Annotated in this window: 16 protein-coding genes; 5 read left to right on the forward strand and 11 right to left on the reverse strand. The window is 62.0% G+C overall.

Annotated features, from left to right (window positions below; translation table 11 throughout):
* Positions 1-2: 2 nt before the first annotated feature.
* Entirely contained in the window at positions 3-764 is a 762-nt protein-coding gene (locus tag DZG07_RS07705) for a 3-hydroxyacyl-CoA dehydrogenase (protein ID WP_119815660.1), read from the reverse strand.
* A gap of 126 nt (positions 765-890) precedes the next feature.
* Positions 891-1,436 carry an N-acetyltransferase gene (locus DZG07_RS07710; RefSeq protein WP_119815663.1) on the reverse strand — a complete coding sequence of 182 codons (546 nt, stop codon included), beginning with the start codon at positions 1,434-1,436 and terminating at the stop codon, positions 891-893.
* 268 nt (positions 1,437-1,704) lie between these two features.
* On the opposite strand from DZG07_RS07710, the gene DZG07_RS07715 reads away from it, so the two are divergent.
* A complete protein-coding gene (locus DZG07_RS07715; RefSeq protein ID WP_119815666.1) occupies positions 1,705-2,694 on the forward strand; it encodes a glutathione S-transferase family protein in 990 nt (329 codons plus the stop codon).
* On the opposite strand, the gene DZG07_RS07720 is transcribed toward DZG07_RS07715, so the two are convergent.
* Positions 2,695-3,195 (reverse strand): NUDIX domain-containing protein, encoded by a 501-nt coding sequence (locus tag DZG07_RS07720; protein ID WP_091918317.1) that lies wholly within the window; start codon positions 3,193-3,195, stop codon positions 2,695-2,697.
* A 53-nt stretch (positions 3,196-3,248) separates the two neighbouring features.
* On the opposite strand from DZG07_RS07720, the gene DZG07_RS07725 reads away from it, so the two are divergent.
* Complete coding sequence (locus tag DZG07_RS07725) at positions 3,249-4,175, forward strand: metallophosphoesterase (RefSeq protein WP_091918318.1); 927 nt, start codon at positions 3,249-3,251, stop codon at positions 4,173-4,175.
* Here the strand turns inward: DZG07_RS07725 and DZG07_RS07730 are convergent, their stop codons facing one another.
* The 5 genes from DZG07_RS07730 to DZG07_RS23770 form a co-directional block, all read right to left on the reverse strand.
* Positions 4,176-4,784, reverse strand: a complete 609-nt coding sequence (locus tag DZG07_RS07730) for a hypothetical protein (protein ID WP_119815669.1) — start codon at positions 4,782-4,784, stop codon at positions 4,176-4,178.
* Between the two features lie 110 nt (positions 4,785-4,894).
* Positions 4,895-5,653, reverse strand: coding sequence for an alpha/beta fold hydrolase (locus tag DZG07_RS07735; protein ID WP_119815672.1), 759 nt, complete (start codon positions 5,651-5,653; stop codon positions 4,895-4,897).
* Between the two features lie 98 nt (positions 5,654-5,751).
* On the reverse strand, positions 5,752-7,536 hold the full coding sequence (locus tag DZG07_RS07740) for a hypothetical protein (protein ID WP_162931573.1): 1,785 nt from the start codon (positions 7,534-7,536) through the stop codon (positions 5,752-5,754).
* Positions 7,537-7,684: 148 nt separating this feature from the next.
* Positions 7,685-9,346 carry a 2-isopropylmalate synthase gene (gene leuA / locus DZG07_RS07745; RefSeq protein ID WP_162931728.1) on the reverse strand — a complete coding sequence of 554 codons (1,662 nt, stop codon included), beginning with the start codon at positions 9,344-9,346 and terminating at the stop codon, positions 7,685-7,687.
* A gap of 526 nt (positions 9,347-9,872) precedes the next feature.
* Positions 9,873-10,133: a hypothetical protein gene (locus tag DZG07_RS23770; RefSeq protein WP_162931574.1), complete on the reverse strand. Its 261-nt coding sequence runs from the start codon at positions 10,131-10,133 to the stop codon at positions 9,873-9,875.
* Between the two features lie 251 nt (positions 10,134-10,384).
* Here DZG07_RS23770 and DZG07_RS07755 point away from each other — a divergent pair, with 251 nt between their 5' ends.
* Entirely contained in the window at positions 10,385-10,858 is a 474-nt protein-coding gene (locus tag DZG07_RS07755) for a VOC family protein (protein WP_197716840.1), read from the forward strand.
* 650 nt (positions 10,859-11,508) lie between these two features.
* On the opposite strand, the gene DZG07_RS07765 is transcribed toward DZG07_RS07755, so the two are convergent.
* Positions 11,509-12,069, reverse strand: a complete 561-nt coding sequence (locus DZG07_RS07765) for an XRE family transcriptional regulator (protein WP_197716841.1) — start codon at positions 12,067-12,069, stop codon at positions 11,509-11,511.
* A gap of 128 nt (positions 12,070-12,197) precedes the next feature.
* Between DZG07_RS07765 and DZG07_RS07770 the strand changes: the two genes are divergently transcribed.
* Positions 12,198-13,076 carry a DMT family transporter gene (locus DZG07_RS07770; protein WP_119815678.1) on the forward strand — a complete coding sequence of 293 codons (879 nt, stop codon included), beginning with the start codon at positions 12,198-12,200 and terminating at the stop codon, positions 13,074-13,076.
* A 301-nt stretch (positions 13,077-13,377) separates the two neighbouring features.
* Complete coding sequence (locus DZG07_RS07775; RefSeq protein WP_091918323.1) at positions 13,378-15,282, forward strand: ABC transporter ATP-binding protein/permease; 1,905 nt, start codon at positions 13,378-13,380, stop codon at positions 15,280-15,282.
* A 67-nt stretch (positions 15,283-15,349) separates the two neighbouring features.
* On the opposite strand, the gene DZG07_RS07780 is transcribed toward DZG07_RS07775, so the two are convergent.
* Positions 15,350-16,438 carry an AbrB family transcriptional regulator gene (locus DZG07_RS07780; RefSeq protein ID WP_119815681.1) on the reverse strand — a complete coding sequence of 363 codons (1,089 nt, stop codon included), beginning with the start codon at positions 16,436-16,438 and terminating at the stop codon, positions 15,350-15,352.
* Positions 16,439-16,521: 83 nt separating this feature from the next.
* Positions 16,522-17,430: a cation diffusion facilitator family transporter gene (locus tag DZG07_RS07785; RefSeq protein WP_091918325.1), complete on the reverse strand. Its 909-nt coding sequence runs from the start codon at positions 17,428-17,430 to the stop codon at positions 16,522-16,524.
* Positions 17,431-17,538: the final 108 nt, after the last annotated feature.

Genomic DNA, 17,538 nt, shown 5'->3' on the forward strand with positions numbered 1-17,538 from the left:
CTCTATTTCGGCGCCATGCGGATCGCGCCGTCGAGGCGGATCGTTTCGCCGTTGAGCATCTGGTTTTCGACAATGTGAAGCGCAAGGGCGGCATATTCCGATGGCTCGCCAAGGCGCGAGGGGAATGGCACGGCAGCACCCAGAGAATCCTGTACCTCCTGCGGCATGCCGGCCATCATCGGCGTCTTGAAGATGCCGGGCGCGATCGTCATCACGCGGATGCCGGAGCGGGCGAGGTCGCGCGCCACCGGCAGGGTCATGCCGACAATGCCGCTCTTGGACGAGGAATATGCGGCCTGTCCCATCTGCCCGTCATAGGCGGCGACGGAAGCGGTGCTGATGATGACGCCGCGCTCGCCGCCTTCCAGTGCATCGAGCCTGGCCGCGCGGTCGGCGAACAGGCGGATCATGTTGAAGGTGCCGATCAGATTGACCTCGATCACCTTGCGGTAGAGGTCGAGCGGGTGAGGGCCGTCCTTGCCGACCGTCTTCATGCCGATGGCGATGCCGGCGCAGTTCACCAGAATGCGTGGTTCGCCCAGTTTCGCGGCGATCTCGGCAATGGCGGCCTCGGCGCTTTCGGCGCTGCTGACATCGCATTCGGCCGCGTATCCGCCGATGTCGCCCGCAACCCTTTGCGCACGCTCGACGCTGATATCCAGAACCCCGACCTTTGCGCCGCGCGCTGCAAGCGCGCGCGCCGTGGCTTCGCCCAGACCGGAACTGCCGCCTGTGACAAGTGCTATCTGGCCGTTGGGGTTCATGGGCGAATTTCCTCCTGGGTTCAAAGCAAATAAATTTCAGCCCGAAGCGGGTATGCTTCGGGCCGTTTGTGTCAACGACAAACCGTTCCGGAGGATTTCAACCCCTCCGGAATCGGGATGTGAGCGTCATGCTACGGAGGCTTGCTCGGCCACGCAATCGATTTGGAGCCCGGCCAGGTCGGCGTGGCAAACCTCGCCCGTCAGCGTCGCGACAGCGCCGGGCTGGATTTCGACTGCGAGAATCCGGTCGAGGTCGACGGGGCGCGGCATCGATATCTGCCCGCGCGGGATGCGCTTGAAGCCAAGCGGGCCGTAATAAGGCTCGTCGCCGACCAGAACGACGGAGGGCGCACCGGCTTTCTTCGCCGCGTCCACCGCCATCGCCACGAGCTTGCGGCCGATGCCCATGTTCTTGAAGGCGGGGCGCACAGCAAGCGGTCCGAGCAGCAAGGCGCGGCCTTCGCCGGCGGCAATCCAGGTCATCCGTACCGAGGCGATCACCGCGCCGTCATAGGTCGCGACGAAGGACATTTTGCGTTCGTGGGGGCCACCTTCGCGGATCTTGTAGGCGGCGCGCGCAAAGCGGCCCGGGCCAAACGCCTCTTCATTGATCGCGTCGATTTCGGAATCATGTGCCGGCAGTTCCGGCAGGTAGGTCACGGCAAGAGTCATGGTCTTTGCATCCGGTCGAGGAGACTATCCGCAGCGCATGGCAGCGGTCGGGAAACAGCGCTTGTTTAAGCGCGGGCGCCCATTCGTCGTCGGTCGAACCGAATATGTGCAAAGTGTGTTGCCATTGAGGTGACCCGCTACCATCAAATTTCGACCTCGTCCACCGGAATTCTTCAATGAAACGATCGCGTTGACGAACTGTTCAGGCAACAAGGGTTTCTGCCTGCCGCCAGGGTCCCTACATTGTGGCCAACAAAGGAGCATTGCCATGGGACTGCTGGTCGATGGAAAATGGGTGGATCGCTGGTACGATACCAAGGATTCCGGCGGACGCTTCGTGCGCCAGCAATCGGGGTGGCGCGACTGGATCACGGTCGACGGCAAGCCTGCGCCGGGCCGGACACGCGGCTTCAAGGCCGAGCCTGGTCGCTATCATCTCTACGTCTCGCTCGCCTGCCCTTGGGCCCATCGCACGCTGATATTCCGGGCGCTGAAGAAGCTCGACAACATCATCTCCGTCTCGGTCGTCCACCATTTCATGGGTGAAAACGGCTGGACGTTCCTGACTGATGATGGTGCCACCGGCGACACGCTCTATGGCCTCGACTTCCTGCATCAGATCTACACCAAGGCCGACCCCGCCTATTCGGGGCGCGTTACCGTGCCGGTTCTCTGGGACAAAAAGGAGCAGACGATCGTCTCGAACGAGTCTTCCGAAATCATCCGCATGCTGAACTCGGCCTTCGACGAATGGGGTGACGCCTCGGTCGACCTCTACCCGCAGGCGCTGCGCGGTAAGATCGATACCATCAACGATCTCGTCTATCCGGCGATCAACAATGGCGTCTACCGGGCCGGCTTCGCGACGACGCAGGAGGCCTATGAAGAGGCATTCAAGGAGCTTTTCGGTGCGCTCGACACGCTGGAGGACCGCTTGTCACGCCAGCGCTATCTGGTCGGCGAGCGGCTGACCGAGGCCGACTGGCGGCTGTTCACGACGCTGGTGCGCTTCGATGCGGTCTATGTCGGACACTTCAAATGCAATCTGAGGCGGATTGCCGACTATCCGAACCTGTCGAACTACCTGCGCGACCTCTTTCAGGTGCCGGGCGTGGCGCAAACCGTCAACATGCGGCACATCAAGGCGCACTACTACGGCAGCCATGCCACGATCAATCCGACGGGCATAATCCCCCTCGGGCCGGAGATCGATCATTTCGCGGCGCATGACCGCGACCGGTTCAAGAAGGCTGCCTGATCACCAGTAGGGCGACACTTCCGCTCCATCCAGAACCTCGGCAATGCGGCGCAGCGTTGCCGGGGTCGTCTCCGGGGGCAGGGCGTCGCGTTTGAAGAAGCCGGCCTCGGCAATCTCGTGATCGCGCCGCTTCGGCGCTGTCTGCCGATAACTTTCGATCAGATACAGGGCAACATGGTCGCGCCGGCTGGCCTGGCGGTTGAAGTGCAGGGATTTCAGCACGGCAGGCGCTGTGATTTCGATGTTGCCTTCCTCGACCAGTTCGCGCGCCAGGGCATCGGCCATGATCTCGCTTGTTTCGACGCCACCGCCCGGTAACTGCCAGCCCGGAACATAGGTGTGGCGAATCAGAAAGACGGCATTTTCCTCGCGGTCGTAGACCAGTCCGCGCACGCCCAGCGTCATCGGGCGGCGCAGCAGAAAATAGAAATGAAAGATGTTGGAGCGCAGCCGCGCCCATAGGCTCTTGCCCTGTTGGGCTTCGCGCTCGCTGATTGTCATCCTGCGGCAACCGGCTGCTGGAAAGCTGCAAGCTCGTATCCTAAAAGGGGTTCATGTTCAGGCTTGCACATATTTCCGATATCCATCTGGGACCTCTACCCGCTGTAACCTATCGCGAACTCGCCTCCAAGCGGGCGGTCGGTTATGTCAATTGGCAACGGAACCGCCGCCGCTACCTGCATGACGGCGTGATCGATGCGATCGTGTCCGACCTGAAGGCCAAGAACCCGGACCATCTGGCGGTGACGGGCGACCTCGTCAATCTGGCGCTGGACGGCGAGATCGAACTGGCGAAGCTCTGGCTTGAGATGGTCGGCAAGCCGGAGGATGTTTCGGTGGTGCCGGGAAACCACGACGCCTATGTGCCCGGCGCCTTCGACAAGATCTGCCGCGCCTGGGGGCCCTGGATGGCTGGCGACGGGCAGAACGCGCCGGTCGACCGTCATGGTTTCCCCTATTTGCGCGTGCGTGGTCAGGTCGCCCTGATCGGCGTTTCGTCGGCGCGGGCCACTGCGCCCTTCATGGCCAATGGTTTTTTCCGCGAGGAACAGGCTCACAGGCTTGGCAGCATGCTTGACGATGCCGGCAAGCGCGGGCTGTGCCGCGTCGTAATGATCCATCATCCGCCCGTGCGAAGCGCTGTTGCCCAGCACAAGCGTCTGTTCGGCATAAGACGCTTCCAGAAGATCGTCGCCCGCCATGGCGCGGAACTGGTGCTGCACGGACATTCGCATGAACCGTCGCTCTACTGGATCGGCAAGCGCGGATCGGCACGGGTGCCGGTAGTGGGCGTTGCCGCGGCCGGCCAGGCACCGGGCGGCCACAAGCCCGCCGCCCAGTACAATCTCATCGATATTTCCGGCGAGGCGGGGGCGTGGGACATTCGCCTCAGCCGCCATGGCTTGACCGGAACGGCGATGCCTCCGTCCGAAATCATGGCGCTGGACCTGACCAGTGCGCATGAAACGGTTGGGCGCTGATCAGAACGAAATCTTGATCGCGGAGAGGCGTTCCCAGAACAGGATGGCGGCAACCGCAACGCCGACCAGCGCACCGGCGGTGATGATGCCAAGCCCTGAAAAGAATGTCTTCCAGCCGTCGGAGCCTGAGGTGCGAAGGGCGGGAGCCGCTTCGGCAACCTCCGCGCTTCGGGCGAAACTCTGCGCTGGGCCGGCATCCATCAGGCGCTGGCGCTCGACGATGCGTTCGGCGATGTAGCGTGTCACCTGATCGGCGACCGGCTTGATGCTGGTGGATTCGGCAAGCACGACGCGGCCGATGCGCGTGTCATGCAGGAAACGATAGGTGCGGCGGTCGCGTCCGAGCCCGACATGGCTGACGGCGTCGATCCACAGCCGGGGCTGCAGGCCGGAGGAGACGGCGAAGTCGAACAGGTCGATATCGGCAGGCACATCGGCAAAGACGGGAGCCAGCTCCTGCGCCAGCAGATCGAGCCGCATACGGCTTGCCTCGCGCAGTTCCACCACCACGTCTTCGCGGTCGGCGGCGGCATTCTTGACGTCGCGAATGACGTCGGCGAGCCGGTGCGTCTGGTCGATCGGCGTGACGTTTTCCCCTGCATCGCTCATGGGCAGTGGCTCCAAACCCGCGGCTACGTTAACGAACTCTTAACATAGCGAATGTGGCATTGCATCTGTTCCAACGCCAAATTCGGCAGGTTCGACCGTCCGCGACCGGCTCAGCCCATGGTGCGGCGGATGATGTCCAGCACCGTTTCGGATGCTTCCTCAGGCAGCATGTGGCCGACACCTTGCAGGGGATAAAGCCTGAAGGCCGATGGCAAACCTTCGGTCTGCGAGAAGGGCAAGACCGAATCCTCGGTTCCCCAGACGACGGCGACCGGCATGGTCAGCTTCGCCAGCATTTCGCGTGGGATGACGCCCTGCCGGTCATTCTCGGTAATGGCGGCGGCGATTTCGATCAGTTTTTCACGCTGGCCGTCGATGCTGCGCACCGTCTCCAGCGCCTCGACGGAATCGTCTGCGGGGTGAAATTTCGGTCCCGACATCGCATCGAGGCAGTCTCGAATCTCGGCCTGCGATCTTGCCGCCGCAAAGCGGCGCAGCAAGGGTCCGGCGATTTCTTCTCCGAAGCCGCCCGGTGCGAGCAAGGTCAGCGATGCAACGCGGGCAGGGTCGGAAAGGGCTACCAGTGCCGCAATGGCGCCGCCCATCGAATGGCCGACGAGATGAGCTTTTTCGACGCCACGCGCGGCGAGATCAGCAAGGATTGCGCGTACGGCGATCTTTGCCGGGCCTGCGTCGGGCCAGCCAAGTGAGCTACCATGGCCGGGCAGGTCATAGGCTATGACGCGATTTTCCGAAGCAAGTTCGATGGCAACCCGGTCCCAAATGCCATGAAAGCCGCCGAAGCCATGGATAAGCACGACAACGCGAGAGCCTGTGCCAGTCTCGGCGGCAAAAAGCGGTTGGGTCATCTGAAGTGATTTCTCCGGCAGGACTGTCTTTTGGCAGCACTTGCTGCCGGGAAAAATAACCGTGGACGACCCGGATGCGGCTTCACTGTGAGAACCGGTCAGCTTGACCCGCCGAGCCCCGCTGCGCGCAACGCATTCACCAGCTTTTCCGTCAGGTCGGCGGGATAGTTGGCCTTCTCGAACGTTGGGCGTGGATCGGCCGCGAACTTCGGGAAGTCGTTGACGAGCTCGGTTGCTATAGCCTTGGCCTGATCGGTTTTGCCTGAGACATTGAAGGCAATCAGCCGAGCAGCCAGGTAATGCGATTTCTTCGTTGCCGCCAAAGATTCGGTGGCGCGTGCCGCCCGTTCCATATCGCCGGTCATGAGCTTGGCCAGGAAGAGCCCATAATCCCACCACATCGGATGGGCGCTCGAAGCTTCGACGGCGTGCTCCATGATGGGCGCGCCGTCGGTGTAGTTGCCCGAGAAGATCAGCGCATAGCCATAGGCGGCCGCCATCGAGAGATCATAGGTGTTGAGCTCATAGGCCTTGCGCATGAAGCGGATGGCTTCGGTCGGATCGCCGACGCGCGAGTTCAGGAAGCCGTAGGAGCGATGCGTATAGGGGCTGGTCGGGCCGGTCAGCACGCCACGATGCGCCAGCGCCAGCGCCTGCTCGGCAGTTGCACCGGGCGGGTAGGGGTGGTGGTCGGTGACTGCTTCCAGATGAAGTGAGGCCAGTTCACTGTATATCAACGGCGATTTGGCATTTTCTGCCAGCAGTTGCTCGAAACAGCGATAGGCTTCCTCGTGTTTCTGTGGGGTCTGGTCGAGATAGTAATTGTCGTTGAGTAGCAGGCAGCGCGTGAGCCCGGTATCGGTATCGTTCTGGTCGATGAAGCCGTAGATCGCCCCGGAGACAGGTATGGTCGCGCTCAAAATGTCGGCGATGCGGTCATCAAGCACCTTCGGATCGAGGTCGGCTGGCGAAAGCGTGCGGCTGACGAGAATTTTTCCGCTGCCGCTGTGCTGCAGCTCGACCGCCACTGTTCCAGCCGATGTGCCCGGCGATACGTTGAAGACGAACTGGTTGGGATTGACGGGACTTGCGCCGGCCGGAACATCCTTGGCGATGAAGTCGACGGTGTCGAAGCCGGAAAGGCCGGCCCGCAGGACTGTCGCGACCCGCGTCGCGTCGGCATCTTCCGACGCGTTGGTGATGTAGACGGGCGGCAGTGCCTCGATTGTGGACGATTTTGTGATGCTGCCGGTTTCGGTGAAAGAGGTGCCCGCCAGCGTCGCAACGTCGTCCAGCGTTGCCGGCTCCGTTATGCGAAACACAAGGAAACCGAGCATGGCGATGATGACGGCCATGGCTCCCCAAAAGAACCAGAGGTGCCGCATGACCTGGGACGCTGGAGGCAAAGGCTGGGCAGCAGCGATGAAAGCCGGCGGCTGGCCGGCATCTGCCGGTGGTGTATCGGCCTGGATTTGCGGTTGCGCAAGGACGATCGGTTCGTCGAGGGTTGGGATTTTCGGAGCAGGCTTTACGGTCGCGTCAAACGCGATTTCGTAGGCGGGAACGTAGCTGCCGCGCGGAATGGTGATGCGGATGAGGTCGGACGCGCCTTCGGTGGCGAAATACTGTCCCAGAAGTTCTCTCAGGCGCCCGGCCTGCACCCGGACTACGGCGTCAGCCGATGAATCGAAGCCGGCATCCCTGCCGAAGACGTCGACCGCAATGGCGAAACCCTTGAGCCGGTCAGCACGACCGGCTTGCTCCTGTTCGACCAGGTAACGCAGCAGTTTGCGGGCACGCTCCGAACGTCCGAAGGTTTCGCTGGCGAGCAGCTTTTCCAGCGTTTCGAGCACTGCGGGGGCAGCAGGCTTATTCTGTGGCAAGCGTCGGACCTTTTTCGAGAGCGGCGCCGTTATGGAACTCAATCATAGCGTGCTTGCGCCAACTCACAAGTACGCAGAATTTGTCTGGCGCGCACCTTGCCCGATATATCCCCGGGCAAGGCGCGACATGGTTAACCTCGATCGAGGATCACACCACGCGGTTGGCTGCCGACACCACGGCTTCGAGCGAGGCGGCGACGATGTTGGTGTTGATGCCGACGCCGAAAATCCGCCCGCCGGGGTGTTCCATCTCCATGTAGCAAATGGCCGAGGCGTTGGAGCCGCGCTGGATCGAGTGCTCGGAATAGTCGAGCACCGACATGGATACGCCGATATGGCGCGAAAGCGCATCGACGAAACCATCGACCGGGCCGTTGCCGGTGCCGGAAATCGTCACTTCCTTGCCCTGGTCGACGATCGTCGCCTCGACGATGCGCCGGCCCTTCACCTCGGTATCCGGGAAGGTCTGGTGGTCGACGAATTTCAGCCGCGCGCCGGGCTGGTCGACATAGCGCTCGAGAAAACGCTCATGGATGCGGTTAGACGACACTTCCTTGCCCTCCGCGTCCGTGATTGCCTGGATGTCCTGGCTGAACTCGACCTGGAGCGGGCGCGGCAGATGCAGGCCGTAGTCGGCCTGGAGCACATAGGCGATGCCGCCCTTGCCCGACTGCGAGTTGATGCGGATGATCGCCTCGTAGCTGCGGCCGACATCCTGCGGGTCGATCGGCAGATAGGGCACTTCCCACAACGGCTTGTTGGCGGTCTTGATCGCCTTCATGCCCTTGTTGATCGCGTCCTGATGCGAGCCGGAAAATGCCGTGTAGACCAGTTCGCCGACATAGGGGTGGCGCTCCGGGATCTTCAACTGGTTGGAATATTCGTAGACGTCCTTCATGCGGTTGATGTCGGAGCAGTCCAGTTCCGGATCGACGCCCTGCGTGAACATGTTGAGCGCCAGCGTGACAATGTCGACATTGCCGGTGCGCTCGCCATTGCCGAAGAGCGTGCCTTCGACGCGGTCGGCACCGGCCAGCAGGCCGAGCTCGGTGGTGGCGATGCCGGTGCCGCGGTCGTTATGCGGGTGCAGCGAGATGATCAGGTTCTCGCGATTGTCGAGATGACGGATCATCCACTCGATGCGGTCGGCATAGATGTTGGGCGTCGACATCTCGACGGTCGAGGGCAGGTTGATGATCAGCTTGTTCTCGGGCGTCGGCTTCACGATCTCGGTGACCGCGTTGCAGATTTCCAGCGCCACTTCCAGTTCGGTGCCGGTGAAGCTTTCGGGCGAATACTGGAAGCGGAAGCCGCCGCCGGCCTTGGCGGCCATGTCGGTGATCATCTTGGCGGCGTCGGTAGCGATCTGCTTGATGCCGGCGACATCCTTGGCGAAGACGACGCGGCGCTGCAACTCGCTGGTGGAATTGTAGAAATGCACGATCGGCGAGCGTGCGCCCTGGAGTGCCTCGAAAGTGCGGGTGATCAGTTCGGGCCGGCACTGCACCAGCACCTGCAGGTCGACCTCATCCGGCACGCCGCCTTCCTCGATGCACCAGCGGGCAAAGTCGAAATCGGTCTGCGAGGCCGACGGAAAGCCGATCTCGATTTCCTTGAAGCCCATATCGATGAGCAGCTTGAACATGCGCACCTTGCGGTCATGACCCATCGGGTCGATGAGCGCCTGGTTGCCGTCGCGCAGATCGACCGAGCACCAGATCGGCGCCTTGTCGATGGATTTGGAGGGCCAGGTGCGGTCGGGCAGGTCGACCTTCTGGTAGGCTTCGTATTTGGCGGAAGCGATGGGCATGCCGGCCGTTCGCTCGGCAGCGGATACGGGGGTGATCTTGGTCATTTTCGGTCTCGTTCTCTTGCCGCCATGCGCGACGCTGCGCGCAACATCCAAGCGGTCTTAAATCAGAATTTCGGTTCTGTTGTGAAGAGCAAAAGGAGCTATGCCTCGGCGGCAATTCGACCGCCGGACGCTCCCTTAACGAGCCCGGCGATCGCCGATAAGGCCGAGAAGAAGCAGCGTTGCCGAAAGCGCGCGAACGGTCTCGCCCGCGAAAGCGGACGGACGGGGTGCGGAATGGTTCGGACGCGAAGTCATGCGCGGGTTCATATAGCAGGGGCGGGTTTGGTGCAAGGGGGCGGCGTTGCAGCTTCATGTTCGCCGCACCGGCTTTTTCATCGGGTCAACGTCAAAGAGCCGGGAAGCGGATGCGAACGGAACCAAATTCACCCGTTTGAGTTGCGCATTCGGCATCGCCGTAATCTAATGTTCGGGTTGACGTTGCCTGTGGTCGCAAGATCGGGAGGTTTTTATGGATCGACGACTATTTCTGACCGGAATGCTTGGCCTCGTGGGAGGCGCTGCCCTGGTAAGTGTTGCCAGGCCAGCCAGTGCGCTTGCCGGGATTCCGGATGGCAGTGGAATTCTCGATGAACTCAACCAGCCGGAGACTGCCGTCTTCGACGGTCAGGATGATCAAGCCGAAGTGGAGCTTGTCGATCACCGCCGCTCGCACCGCAGGCACGATCGCAGACACAACCGCCGGCACCGGCGGCGTGTGTGGAGACGGGTGTGCCGCAGACACTGGCGCCATGGCCGGCGGATTACGCGCTGCTATCGCGAGCGTGTCTGGATCTGGGTTCGGTTTTAACGCGTAGCATCGAGAGAACCCCGGCACAGCCGGGGTTTTCCCTGTTTGGAACCTGAACTGCTGTCTGTCGGGCAGGCGCTTTTGGCGCGTCCGCATGATTTTTTTTGCGGTCTCCTGTCGGGAAGGTCCTTCCAGCTTCGTCCTTTGATCACAGCCCTGCGGGGTAGATCACGAAGGAGGAACACATGATGAAGGTCACCCAGCATCTCTGGTTCGAAAAGGACATGCAGGCCGCGGTCAACTTCTACACGTCGCTGATCCCCGGCTCGTCGGTCGAGTGGGTGTCGGCCATTCCGGCCGACAATCCCAGCGGGCCGGCCGGCAGCGTGCAGCTTGCCGGCTTCACCCTCGGCGACCAGCGCTACATGGCCATCGAAGCGGGGCCGCTCGACCCGTTCAACCATGCCTTCTCGATCATCGTCGAATGCGAGACCCAGGCCGAGATCGACCGGCTGTGGGACGCGCTGAAGGAGGGCGGCTCGATCGAACATTGCGGCTGGCTGCGCGACCGCTGGGGCCTCTCCTGGCAGATCACGCCGAAGCGTCTCGGCGAACTGATGAACGATCCCGACCCCGCCAAGGCCAAGCGCGTGACCGAAGCCATGCTCAAGATGATAAAATTCGATATTGCGGGACTGGAAGCGGCGGCGAAGGGCTGAGCGCGGCGTTTCCCTCCCCCTTGAGAGGAGGGTGGCGGCGAAGCCGTCGGGTGGGGTCGCTGCGGCAGTGCTCGACGTTCCTTTGCGCCGAGCGCTGCCTTGACCGACCCCACCCGCTTCCTTCGCTTCGCTCAGTGCGCGACCTCCCCTCAAGGGGGAGGTAAGCGCCGGCGCACTTCATCATCGCCACGCCTGCTTTCGCATCTGGCCATTGTCAAAGAACCGGGAAGCGGGGCGCATGGCCGTGCCTTCCTAGTGTAAGTAAGTGGCGCGACTTCTGCGCCCCGCCGGCGATTTATGTTCCCGTCCGTTCCGCTGCTCCCTGCCTTCATTCATTTGCGAATGAAGGGCAGGGCCTATGTGCTCGTCCAGCACGCGCGGGCCGTAATACCCGCAGGGGAACCCTTGGACGGAACCTCCCCGGGCCCGCCGCTACGTTTGCGACGAACCGGAAGCGCCGGTTCCTCCCCACAGATCACCGTCGCGACCGGCATTCCCGCGGGAGGAACTGAGGACAAGGGTAAGGGAGGTGGAAAGGAGGGGGATAAAAAAGAGAAGTGCGGAGAGTTAAGAGATTGTTTTTACGATATTTTATTTTTGAGAAATTCGAAATTTATCCACTAAACGGGAGCTTTCTGAGGCGTCTGATATTAACGGGCGCTCTCCAAGGCGAGCAAGATGACGGCATTTTCGGATAGGGCTTCATAGGAATGTGGCCCATCGCCCGGGTAGCGATAATAGTCACCGGGGCCAATGTCGGCAGTAGCCCCCGCCGGTCCCAGACGAACCGATCCGCTGATGGTAATTATGTGCTCGATGGTCCCTCTGGGATGCGGTTCGGCGTTGCGTACCGATCCGCGCCGAAGGGTAAGGCGATAGAGATCGCGCCGGCAGGCCGGAGGGCATTTACTTAAAAGCACGGTCGAAAAATCCGAACTGTCGGAATTGAGTTTCACTCCCTCGTCTGCCCGGATCAATTGGCTGTGCGAAGATGCGCCTTCGAACAGAAAGCTGAACGGAATTTCGAGTGCAGACGCAATCGCCCACAAGGTTTCAATGCTCGGATTTCCCTTACCTGCCTCAAGCTGGGACAAGGTTGATTTCGCCAGATTGGCCTTGGCCGCGAGAGCGGAAAGGCTGATGCCCGACTGTTCTCTCTCGCGGCGGATGGCGCTTGCTATGAGGTCTGTCGGGTTCATGATGCCGTTCATTATAATGGTATATCGTTCGACTTGACGAACGATTGCAGAGCGTTCATTATATCGAACGGTCAGCAATCAAATGCAATAGCGTCAGTGGTGCGGAAAAAGCGTCGATCATGGCAACACCCTCACGGTCGATGTCGGCAAGCGATTGGGGCCAGCTCCTACTCCTCGGCCTTCTTTGGGGAGGCTCCTTCTTCTTCGCCCGCATTGCCGTAGCGGATATTCCGCCGTTAGCCCTCGTCCTGTATCGCGTGTCGATTGCCGCGATAGTCCTGCATCTCTGGTTGAGGCTGCGCGGCATTTCCTTCGCACCTGTCGTCGCTAAGCCCGGCTCTTTCTTGTGTCTGGCGCTGCTCAACAACGTCATTCCCTTTTCCCTGATTTTCACCGGACAAACAGAGATCGGCGCTGGCCTTGCGTCGGTTTTCTACGCGACAACACCCCTCTGGACGATCCTCGTTGCAAATCTGCTGACGGCCGACGAAAAGCTTTCGGTCGCCAAGCTTGCCGGCGTGGGGCTCGGAATCGCCGGGGCTGCCGTCATGATCGGCCCGGGCCTCCTGTCCAATCTCGGCGGGCCTACATGGGCAAAATTCGCCGTCATCGGGGCGGCTGTTTCCTATGCTTTTGCCGTTGTATACGCGAAGCGCTTCAAGGACATGAAGCCGACGCTCGTAGCAACTGGACAGCTTACCGCCGCAACGGTCCTCATGGCGCCGATCGTCTTTCTTTTCTACAGTCCTGCGGAAATCGTCACGTCGGGCGTTTCGATATGGATGGCAGTACTTGCGCTCGCTGTCCTCACCACGGCCTTCGCTTTCATACTGTATTTCAATCTCATCGCCTCGGCGGGAGCAACGAACGCATCCCTGGTAACGCTGGTAGTGCCGGTCAGCGCGATCATGCTCGGTGCGGTTTTCCTGGGAGAACGGTTGGAACCGTTTGAGTTCGCCGGAATGGGCCTGATTTTGGCCAGCCTTATCATCATCGATGGCAGGCTTTTTCGCCGGTGAAATATCTCGATAGCTAGACCAGCCTCCCCACCCAAATCGCAACGGAAACTTCACCATCCGGCGCGATCATCGCACTTATGGATGTGACGGCAAAAGCACAGTGCCGCATGGATGATCCTCCGCCCCTCGAAGGTGTGATCGACAAAAGCGTTTGCAAACGATCAAGTCGTGTTACCCTGTGTAACAAAAATAATAACCGGGGTTGGAGCAAGTGATTCGGGTACACTGGCCACGACTGATATTGACCGACAGATGGCGCCGCCGTCCTGCAAGGCCGCCGCCGCTCACCCCTGTCTCCTCGATGCGCGGCTTCTGGGGCCTCATGAAGGCCTATTGGTTCTCGGATCGCTGGATGGAAGCCTGGGGGCTGACGCTGGCGATCACTCTTCTCACGGCCGTTTCCAGCAAGACAAGCGTCTGGATGGCCGAAGCTTCGGGCGAGCTCGTCAATTCGATCGCCTATTTCCACGCCACCGACAATGAGACGCCGCTCGCCACGCTGTTTACCAGCGCCGGCATCCTGCTTGCTCTCGTTCTGGTCAAGGATGCGGGCTTCACCGGCATCAGGCACCTGTTTTCCACGACGTTGCATCGCAAGTGGCGCGGCTGGCTCGACGGCCGGTTCAACGAAGCCCTGCTCGACGGCAACCACACGCATTTCCATCTGCAGCATGGCGCAGGCAAGCAGGCCGCTCACGCGCCGGTCGCGCCCGACAATATCGACCAGCGCGTCCAGGAATCGATCAAGGGCATGACCGGCGGCGCCATCGGGCTCGCCATGGGCGTCATGGGCGTGGTCATGTCGCTGTTCTTCGTCGGCCAGAAGCTGCTCGAAACCTCGACGCAGGTGAAGGGGCTGGAGTTCCTTGGCGACTATGGCAGCGCCGTGCTCGCCTTCGTCGCGGTCGTCACCTATGTGCCGCTCAACACCTATATCGCCGTCAAGCTCGGCCGCATGCTGGAGCGCCTCACCGTCAGGATACAGCAGGCCGAAGGCAGCTATCGCGGCGAATTGACGACCTTCCTGCGCCGCAGCTTCCATGTCGCCGCTTCCGGCAGCGAGCGCGTACAGAAGCAGGTCAACAACCGGCTCTACAAGGATATCGACTGGACCTGGGGCCGGCTGAACAGGATCAACGCGGCCTATATGTCGTTCGAGCTGGTGTATAATTTCATCGCCGCGCGCTTCGTCGCCTACGGCCCGGGTCTCATCCCCTATATCAACAGCAACATCAGCCTGAAGGGCTATGTCACCGGCGCGGAGCTGGTCAATTCGCTGATCCAGCAGTGTTCGTGGTTCATTCATGTCATGCCTGACATCGCCTCGCTCAAGGCCAATGCGCGGCGCGTGACCGATCTGGCGGTGGCGATCGAGAATGTGCAGAAGCCGAGCGAATTCTACGCGCTCACCGGCCAGTCCGACTTCCAGTATGGCAGCCAGCACTCGGTGTTCGGCCTGACCGTGCAGAACCTGGCGCTGATGCACCAGGGCGACGATGCGCTGCCCTTCCTGACGGCACCGAACCTGCGCTTCCGCCGCGGCGAGTGGACCTATATGCGCGGCGCTTCCGGCAGCGGCAAGACCTGCCTGATGAAGGCGATCAACGGGCTGTGGCCCTATGGCCGCGGCGATGTCGTGTTCCCCGAGGGGGTGAAGAGCTTCTATGCCGCGCAGGAAGTGAAGCTGCCGCAGGTCTCGCTCAAGCAGTTGGTGTGCCTGCCCGGCAGCCCCGACGAGCATTCCGATGCGCGCGTGGCTTCCGCACTGCACAAGGCAGGGCTTGGCGAATTCATCGAATATCTTGGCGAGGAAACCCGCGAGGGCAAGCTGTGGGACCAGGTGCTTTCGGGCGGGCAGAAGCAGAAGCTGGTGCTTTCGCGCATCCTTCTGCAGCAGCCCGGCCTGCTGTTCCTCGACGAGGCGACGGGTGCGCTCGACCCTGCCGCCAAGATCGCCTTCCACCAGGCCATCGAGGACAACTGCCCCGGCGTGACCGTCATCAGCGTCATGCATGAAGTGACGCCGCCGAAATCGGCGAGCGGGGCCGAGTTCTACGACAGCGTGCTGACGCTTTCCGACGGCGTGGCCTCGAAGAAGGCACTGACCAGCCTGCCGCTGGAGATCACGACGATCCTCGCCAAGGCCGAGCAGCCGGTCGAAGAGGCACGGCCTGTGTTCCCGCGCATCCGGCTGCGGACGAAGTAAGCGCATGACCCCGAAAAGTTGCAGACTTTTCGGACAGGATCATGCGCCAGAATAAAACGGCACGGCGCTATGCCTTCACCAGTCGCGCCACCGTCCTTGCGATGGCCGGGCCGAACAGCAGCACGAACATGAAGCGTGCCGTCTGCAGCGCCATGACGAAGGAAATGTCCACATTGTTGGAGGCAGCGGCGATGATCGCCACCGAATCCATGCCGCCGGGGCTGGTCGCCAGATAGGCGGTCAGCGGGTCGATGCCGAGATAGTGGCTGAGCATCCAGGCCAGCGCGCCGCAGAACGCCATCAGCGCCAGCACGGAGAATATGATCTGCGGCAGCGCCCGGGCGGCGTGGCGCAGGATGGTTCGGTTGAAGTTGAGGCCGATGGTCCAGCCGACCACCGCATAGCTGATCGCGAGCAGCCATTCCGGCAGCTGGAAGCTGACGTAGCCGGTGAGGTGCAGGGCAACGCCCAGAAACATCGAGCCGAGAAAATAGGGCGAGGGCAGCCGCAGCAGGCGCCCGACCAGCCCGCCGACGACGGCGATGCCGAGCGTCGACAGGAAGGACTGCCAGTCGATCGCCGGGAACCAGTCGACCTCCGGCAAGACCACGCCTGACGTATCGACCCACAGCCGCGCGATGACGGCGGCGGCGACCGAAACGAAGATGACGCGCAGATATTGCATGAAGGCGACGAGGCGCGCATCGGCCCCGAAGGCGCCGGCCATCAGCACCATGGCGGTGGAGGCGCCGGGTGCCGTGCCCCAGACGGCGGTGGTGCCCGGCAGCACCTTCCAGCGGCTGATCAGCCAGCCGAGAAAGCTCGAAGCCACCAGCGTCGCGATGACGGTGCCCATGAACAGCGGCCAATCCCTGAGGAAGAAGGTGAGGATCTCGAGCTCGACCGATGCCGCGATGAGGCAGCCAATGATGGCCTGCGCGGCAAAGAACAGCGGTTGCGGCAGCCGCACGGTCGCGCCGTTGGTGCCGGCGAGAATGCCCGCGAACATCGGGCCGAGCAGGAGTGCCGCGGGCAGGCCGGCGAACTCCAGCAGGGCGGCGAAGATCAAGGAAACGAGGAGGATGAGGCCCCATTGCATGCCCGGCGCCATGCGAGCCAGCGGCTCGGGTTTTGGCGGTCGGACTGGCGCTTCCATAGGCTCTCTTTCAACGAGGCCGCGAGAGCCTCTTTCTGACGCCCATCCTGAACAGGCCGGGCCTTATTACGCGATTCCTTCGCTCACGCGAATGGCACCGCGGCGGTGCCGAGCGGCAGCTTGGCTTCGTCGTCCGGCTCGACATGGATGGTGATGCGGACCGACGGGATCTGGGCCTTCAGCGCTTCCTCGATGCGGTCGCAGATGACATGGCTTTCGCCGACGCTCATTTCCTTGTCGACGACGAGGTGGAATTCGATGAAGACGGCGCGGCCGGCGATGCGGGTCTTCAGGTCGTGGACTTCGAGCGCACCTTTCGAGTTTGCGGAGATGATATCGCGGATATGCATATGCTCTTCGGTGTCGACGGCCCGGTCCATCAGGCCATTGAGCGACGAGCCGATGACATGCCAGCCCTGCCACAGGATGTTGAGCGCGACGATGACGGCGAGCGCGGGATCGAGGATGGTCCAGCCGGTGAGGACAGCACCGACCAGGCCGGCAATGACGCCGACCGAGGTGACGACGTCGGTCATGATGTGCTGGCCATCGGCAAGCAGTGCGGGCGATTTCTCGCGTCGTCCGGTGCGGATCAGCAGAAACGCCCAGCCGGCATTGATGGCTGCGGCGAGCCCGTTGACGGCAAGACCCTCCCATGGCTGCTCCATGGGGGCGGGCACCTGCCAAGCGGACCAGACCTCGCGCAGGATGAGTAGCGCCGCAAGCACGATGAGCACGCCCTCGAGAACGGCGGAGAAATACTCGGCCTTGTGATGCCCGAACGGGTGGTCCTGGTCGGCGGGTTTGTGGCTGACGCGAATGGCCCAGAGGGCGGCGGCCGCGGCAATGACATTGACCACGGATTCCAGCGCGTCGGAGTACAGCGCCACCGAACCCGTCATGCGATAGGCCAGGTATTTCAGCCCCATCACGCCGAGCGCGATGATGATCGACCAGAAGGCGAGACGTTCGATCTTTTGCTTGGAGGTCATGCTGTATCCACGGCGCACTCTCCCCCCTTGAGGGGGAGATGGCGCGAAGCGCCAGAGGGGGTCGTTGCGGCAGCGCTCGGCGCAAAGGAACGTCGAGCACTGCGGCAG

Origin of the sequence: Mesorhizobium sp. DCY119 (assembly GCF_003590645.1) — a bacterium.
Taxonomy (GTDB): domain Bacteria; phylum Pseudomonadota; class Alphaproteobacteria; order Rhizobiales; family Rhizobiaceae; genus Mesorhizobium_M.

Bases quoted from the DNA above. Each gene is read 5' to 3' on its own strand.
- DZG07_RS07775 (WP_091918323.1), top strand. From the start codon at position 13,378: ATGCGCGGCTTCTGGGGCCTCATGAAGGCCTATTGGTTCTCGGATCGC.
- DZG07_RS07755 (WP_197716840.1), top strand. From the start codon at position 10,385: ATGATGAAGGTCACCCAGCATCTCTGGTTCGAAAAGGACATGCAGGCC.
- DZG07_RS07715 (WP_119815666.1), top strand. From the start codon at position 1,705: ATGGGACTGCTGGTCGATGGAAAATGGGTGGATCGCTGGTACGATACC.
- DZG07_RS07735 (WP_119815672.1), bottom strand. From the start codon at position 5,653: ATGACCCAACCGCTTTTTGCCGCCGAGACTGGCACAGGCTCTCGCGTT.
- DZG07_RS07770 (WP_119815678.1), top strand. From the start codon at position 12,198: ATGTCGGCAAGCGATTGGGGCCAGCTCCTACTCCTCGGCCTTCTTTGG.
- leuA (WP_162931728.1), bottom strand. From the start codon at position 9,346: ATGCCCATCGCTTCCGCCAAATACGAAGCCTACCAGAAGGTCGACCTG.
- DZG07_RS07710 (WP_119815663.1), bottom strand. From the start codon at position 1,436: ATGACTCTTGCCGTGACCTACCTGCCGGAACTGCCGGCACATGATTCC.
- DZG07_RS07765 (WP_197716841.1), bottom strand. From the start codon at position 12,069: ATGAACGGCATCATGAACCCGACAGACCTCATAGCAAGCGCCATCCGC.
- DZG07_RS07785 (WP_091918325.1), bottom strand. From the start codon at position 17,430: ATGACCTCCAAGCAAAAGATCGAACGTCTCGCCTTCTGGTCGATCATC.
- DZG07_RS07725 (WP_091918318.1), top strand. From the start codon at position 3,249: ATGTTCAGGCTTGCACATATTTCCGATATCCATCTGGGACCTCTACCC.
- DZG07_RS07780 (WP_119815681.1), bottom strand. From the start codon at position 16,438: ATGGAAGCGCCAGTCCGACCGCCAAAACCCGAGCCGCTGGCTCGCATG.
- DZG07_RS07705 (WP_119815660.1), bottom strand. From the start codon at position 764: ATGAACCCCAACGGCCAGATAGCACTTGTCACAGGCGGCAGTTCCGGT.
- DZG07_RS07720 (WP_091918317.1), bottom strand. From the start codon at position 3,195: ATGACAATCAGCGAGCGCGAAGCCCAACAGGGCAAGAGCCTATGGGCG.
- DZG07_RS07730 (WP_119815669.1), bottom strand. From the start codon at position 4,784: ATGAGCGATGCAGGGGAAAACGTCACGCCGATCGACCAGACGCACCGG.